The sequence below is a fragment of the Pseudoclavibacter sp. VKM Ac-2888 genome (assembly GCF_015351285.1).
Taxonomy (GTDB): domain Bacteria; phylum Actinomycetota; class Actinomycetes; order Actinomycetales; family Microbacteriaceae; genus Pseudoclavibacter.
In genome coordinates this window covers 1-5,509 of the sequence record NZ_JADKSM010000006.1, presented here as the reverse complement: position 1 = coordinate 5,509, position 5,509 = coordinate 1, and the positions used below count along the sequence as shown (strand labels likewise).

The following is a 5,509-nucleotide window of genomic DNA, read 5'->3' as shown; positions in this document are numbered from 1 at the left end:
GTGCCTCTTCCTTTGGAGGGGGTAAGGATTCCTTTTGGAAACATATTTGGACAATACAAGTCAGTACTGAACTTTCGGGTTTGGTGTTGTTTTGTTTTTTGTCAGTTTCAAACTTGTCATCGCACTTCGGTGTGGTGGCGTGATGTTTACCGGCGAGCCTTTGGGTTTGTTTGGTTGTTATTCATTTACGGAGAGTTTGATCCTGGCTCAGGACGAACGCTGGCGGCGTGCTTAACACATGCAAGTCGAACGATGAAGCCCAGCTTGCTGGGTGGATTAGTGGCGAACGGGTGAGTAACACGTGAGCAACGTGCCCATAACTCTGGGATAACCTCCGGAAACGGTGGCTAATACTGGATATCTAACACGATCGCATGGTCTGTGTTTGGAAAGATTTTTTGGTTATGGATCGGCTCACGGCCTATCAGCTTGTTGGTGAGGTAATGGCTCACCAAGGCGACGACGGGTAGCCGGCCTGAGAGGGTGACCGGCCACACTGGGACTGAGACACGGCCCAGACTCCTACGGGAGGCAGCAGTGGGGAATATTGCACAATGGGCGAAAGCCTGATGCAGCAACGCCGCGTGAGGGATGACGGCCTTCGGGTTGTAAACCTCTTTTAGTAGGGAAGAAGCGAAAGTGACGGTACCTGCAGAAAAAGCACCGGCTAACTACGTGCCAGCAGCCGCGGTAATACGTAGGGTGCAAGCGTTGTCCGGAATTATTGGGCGTAAAGAGCTCGTAGGCGGTTTGTCGCGTCTGCTGTGAAATCCCGAGGCTCAACCTCGGGTCTGCAGTGGGTACGGGCAGACTAGAGTGTGGTAGGGGAGATTGGAATTCCTGGTGTAGCGGTGGAATGCGCAGATATCAGGAGGAACACCGATGGCGAAGGCAGATCTCTGGGCCATTACTGACGCTGAGGAGCGAAAGCATGGGGAGCGAACAGGATTAGATACCCTGGTAGTCCATGCCGTAAACGTTGGGCGCTAGATGTGGGGACCATTCCACGGTTTCCGTGTCGTAGCTAACGCATTAAGCGCCCCGCCTGGGGAGTACGGCCGCAAGGCTAAAACTCAAAGGAATTGACGGGGGCCCGCACAAGCGGCGGAGCATGCGGATTAATTCGATGCAACGCGAAGAACCTTACCAAGGCTTGACATATACCGGAAACGTTCAGAAATGTTCGCCCCGCAAGGTCGGTATACAGGTGGTGCATGGTTGTCGTCAGCTCGTGTCGTGAGATGTTGGGTTAAGTCCCGCAACGAGCGCAACCCTCGTCGTATGTTGCCAGCACGTAATGGTGGGAACTCATATGAGACTGCCGGGGTCAACTCGGAGGAAGGTGGGGATGACGTCAAATCATCATGCCCCTTATGTCTTGGGCTTCACGCATGCTACAATGGCTGGTACAATGGGCTGCAATACCGCGAGGTGGAGCGAATCCCAAAAAGCCAGTCTCAGTTCGGATTGGGGTCTGCAACTCGACCCCATGAAGTCGGAGTCGCTAGTAATCGCAGATCAGCAACGCTGCGGTGAATACGTTCCCGGGCCTTGTACACACCGCCCGTCAAGTCATGAAAGTCGGTAACACCCGAAGCCGGTGGCCTAACCTTTTGGAGGGAGCCGTCGAAGGTGGGATCGGTAATTAGGACTAAGTCGTAACAAGGTAGCCGTACCGGAAGGTGCGGCTGGATCACCTCCTTTCTAAGGAGCACTTAGCACGCATCCTTTTGGGTGTGGAGCTGAAGTCATTTCGGTCGCGAATGTCGATCGGTGGCGCTCATGGGTGGAACATTTGACTATTCGGTGCTCAGCGTGATGCTGGTTTAGTACGCCTCTTCGGGGGTTGGAACGGCTGGTGTTGTGTTGGGTGCTGGTGTGCACGCTGTTGGGTCCTGAGGGACCGGGCCTGCTGTCGTCTTCGGATGGTGGTGGATCGGACTCTTGGGCCTTCGTTCGCCGGCTTTGTGTTGGTGGGTGTTGGTACCGATCGTATGTTGAGAACTACACAGTGGACGCGAGCATCTTGAATGCCGCGAATGTCGCCTTTGGGTGGTGTTTGTGGTGTTCAGCAATTTTAGTCAAGAGTTTCTGAGAATGAAATGATTGGCTACTCATGTGTAAATCAAATCTTTAAGAGCAAACGGTGGATGCCTTGGCATCTGGAGCCGAAGAAGGACGTAGAAATCTGCGATAAGCCTCGGGGAGTTGATAATCGAACTTTGATCCGAGGATTTCCGAATGGGGAAACCCCGCCAGGCCCCTTGTGGTGACCTGGTGACTCCCGCCTGAATATATAGGGCGGGTAGAGGGAACGTGGGGAAGTGAAACATCTCAGTACCCACAGGAAGAGAAAACAACAGTGATTCCGTTAGTAGTGGCGAGCGAACGCGGATCAGGCTAAACCGGTCGTGTGTGATACCTGGTAGGGGTTGCACGGTCGGGGTTGTGGGACTTTTCATGCTGCTCTACCAGGCAGTGGGCGTGACAATAGCGTATAGACGAACAGCTTTGAATGGCTGACCAGAGGGGGTGCGAGTCCCGTAGTCGAAATGCGTGTATTGACGTTGAAGAGTATCCCAAGTAGCACGGGGCCCGAGAAATCCCGTGTGAATCTGTCAGGACCACCTGATAAGCCTAAATACTCCCAGATGACCGATAGCGGACAAGTACCGTGAGGGAAAGGTGAAAAGTACCCCGGGAGGGGAGTGAAATAGTACCTGAAACCGTTTGCTTACAATCCGTCGGAGCAGCCTTGTAGCTGTGACGGCGTGCCTTTTGAAGAATGAGCCTGCGAGTTAGTGATATGTGGCGAGGTTAACCCGTGTGGGGCAGCCGTAGCGAAAGCGAGTCTGAATAGGGCGATTCAGTCGCATGTCCTAGACCCGAAGCGAAGTGATCTATCCATGGCCAGGTTGAAGCGAAGGTAAGACTTCGTGGAGGACCGAACCCACCTAGGTTGAAAACTGGGGGGATGAGCTGTGGTTAGGGGTGAAAGGCCAATCAAACTTCGTGATAGCTGGTTCTCTCCGAAATGCATTTAGGTGCAGCGTTGCGTGTTTCTTACCGGAGGTAGAGCTACTGGATGGCCGATGGGGCCCAAAAGCTTACTGACGTCAGCCAAACTCCGAATGCCGGTAAGTGAGAGCGCAGCAGTGAGACTGTGGGGGATAAGCTTCATAGTCGAGAGGGAAACAACCCAGACCACCAACTAAGGTCCCAAAGCGCGTGCTAAGTGGAAAAGGATGTGGAGTTGCACAGACAACCAGGAGGTTGGCTTAGAAGCAGCCACCCTTGAAAGAGTGCGTAATAGCTCACTGGTCAAGTGATTCCGCGCCGACAATGTAACGGGGCTCAAGCACGCCACCGAAGTTGTGGCATTCATATTTATAGACAGGCCTTCGTGGTCCAGTCGTGTGGATGGGTAGGAGAGCGTCGTGTGGCGAGTGAAGCGGCGGTGGAAACCAGCCGTGGACGCTACACGAGTGAGAATGCAGGCATGAGTAGCGAAAGACGGGTGAGAAACCCGTCCTCCGAATGATCAAGGGTTCCAGGGTCAAGCTAATCTGCCCTGGGTAAGCCGGGACCTAAGGCGAGGCCGACAGGCGTAGTCGATGGACAACGGGTTGATATTCCCGTGGCCGGCGAAAAACCGCCCAAGCTAATCCAGTAGTGCTAAGAGTCTGAATCTCTTCGTCCGCCTTCGGGTGGGTGGGGAGCCTAGCGCTCGACCCCGTTCTGGTGCGGTTAGCGTATTAACAGGTGTGACGCAGAAAGGTAGCCGAACCGGGTGATTGGTTGAATCCGGGCAAGGACGTAGGGTGAGTGATAGGCAAATCCGTCACTCGTGAAGCCTGAGATCTGACGCGGAACTCACTTAGGTGAGGTAGTCGGTGATCCTCTGCTGCCAAGAAAAGCATCGACGCGAGGTTTTAGTCGCCCGTACCCCAAACCGACACAGGTGATCAGGTAGAGAATACCAAGGAGATCGAGAGAATCGTGGTTAAGGAACTCGGCAAAATGCCCCCGTAACTTCGGGAGAAGGGGGGCCTGAGGCGTATAGGGATTTACTCCTGAAAGCGCATTGATGGCCGCAGAGACCAGTGGGAAGCGACTGTTTATCAAAAACACAGGTCCGTGCGAAGTCGCAAGACGATGTATACGGACTGACGCCTGCCCGGTGCTGGAAGGTTAAGAGGAAGGGTTAGCTTCGGCGAAGCTCTGAATTTAAGCCCCAGTAAACGGCGGTGGTAACTATAACCATCCTAAGGTAGCGAAATTCCTTGTCGGGTAAGTTCCGACCTGCACGAATGGCGTAACGACTTCCCAGCTGTCTCAACCGCGAACTCGGCGAAATTGCATTACGAGTAAAGATGCTCGTTACGCGCAGCAGGACGAAAAGACCCCGTGACCTTTACTACAGCTTGGTATTGGTGTTCGGTGTGGCTTGTGTAGGATAGGTGGGAGACTGTGAAGCGGGCACGCTAGTGTTCGTGGAGTCGTTGTTGAAATACCACTCTGGTCATTCTGGATATCTAACTTCGAACCGTAATCCGGTTCAGGGACAGTGCCTGGTGGGTAGTTTAACTGGGGCGGTTGCCTCCTAAAGAGTAACGGAGGCGCCCAAAGGTTCCCTCAACCTGGTTGGCAATCAGGTGGCGAGTGTAAGTGCACAAGGGAGCTTGACTGTGAGACTGACAAGTCGAGCAGGGACGAAAGTCGGGACTAGTGATCCGGCAGTGGCTTGTGGAAGCGCTGTCGCTCAACGGATAAAAGGTACCTCGGGGATAACAGGCTGATCTTGCCCAAGAGTCCATATCGACGGCATGGTTTGGCACCTCGATGTCGGCTCGTCGCATCCTGGGGCTGGAGTAGGTCCCAAGGGTTGGGCTGTTCGCCCATTAAAGCGGCACGCGAGCTGGGTTCAGAACGTCGTGAGACAGTTCGGTCTCTATCCGCTGCGCGCGTAGGAAATTTGAGAAGATCTATCTTTAGTACGAGAGGACCGAGATGGACGAACCTCTGGTGTGTCAGTTGTTCCGCCAGGAGCACCGCTGATTGGCTACGTTCGGAACGGATAACCGCTGAAAGCATCTAAGCGGGAAGCCGGCTTCAAGATGAGATTTCCATCCCTTCGGGGGAGAAGCTCCCAGTAGACGACTGGGTTGATAGGCCGGATGTGGAAGCACAGAAATGTGTGGAGCTGACCGGTACTAATAAGCTGATGATTTGATAAAACATGCACATGAATGTTGTTGCTGTTCGCGTCCACTTTGTGGTTCTCGATAGACGATCGAGGATCGACCATGTGTCGCACCTGTTTGGGTGTGGTGTGTGGTTCGGAACATGATTGGTTATCCATAGTGTTTCGGCGGTCATAGCGAGAGGGAAACGCCCGGTTACATTCCGAACCCGGAAGCTAAGACTCTCAGCGCCGATGGTACTGCAGGGGGGACCCTGTGGGAGAGTAGGTCACCGCCGGACTTCTTCATAAGCCGGGGTTGGTTGT

3 rRNA genes are annotated in these 5,509 nt (G+C 53.9%); all 3 read left to right on the top strand.

Features of this window, described 5'->3' with window-relative positions:
• The first annotated feature begins 184 nt into the window (after positions 1–184).
• The 3 genes from ITJ61_RS19635 (at position 185) to rrf (ending at position 5,484) form a co-directional block, all read left to right on the top strand.
• Positions 185–1,704, top strand: a 16S ribosomal RNA gene (locus ITJ61_RS19635).
• 419 nt (positions 1,705–2,123) lie between these two features.
• Positions 2,124–5,237 (top strand): 23S ribosomal RNA (locus ITJ61_RS19630).
• 130 nt (positions 5,238–5,367) lie between these two features.
• Positions 5,368–5,484 (top strand): 5S ribosomal RNA (gene rrf / locus ITJ61_RS19625).
• Together the 16S, 23S and 5S rRNA genes form the textbook arrangement of a ribosomal RNA operon.
• Positions 5,485–5,509 lie beyond the last annotated feature (25 nt).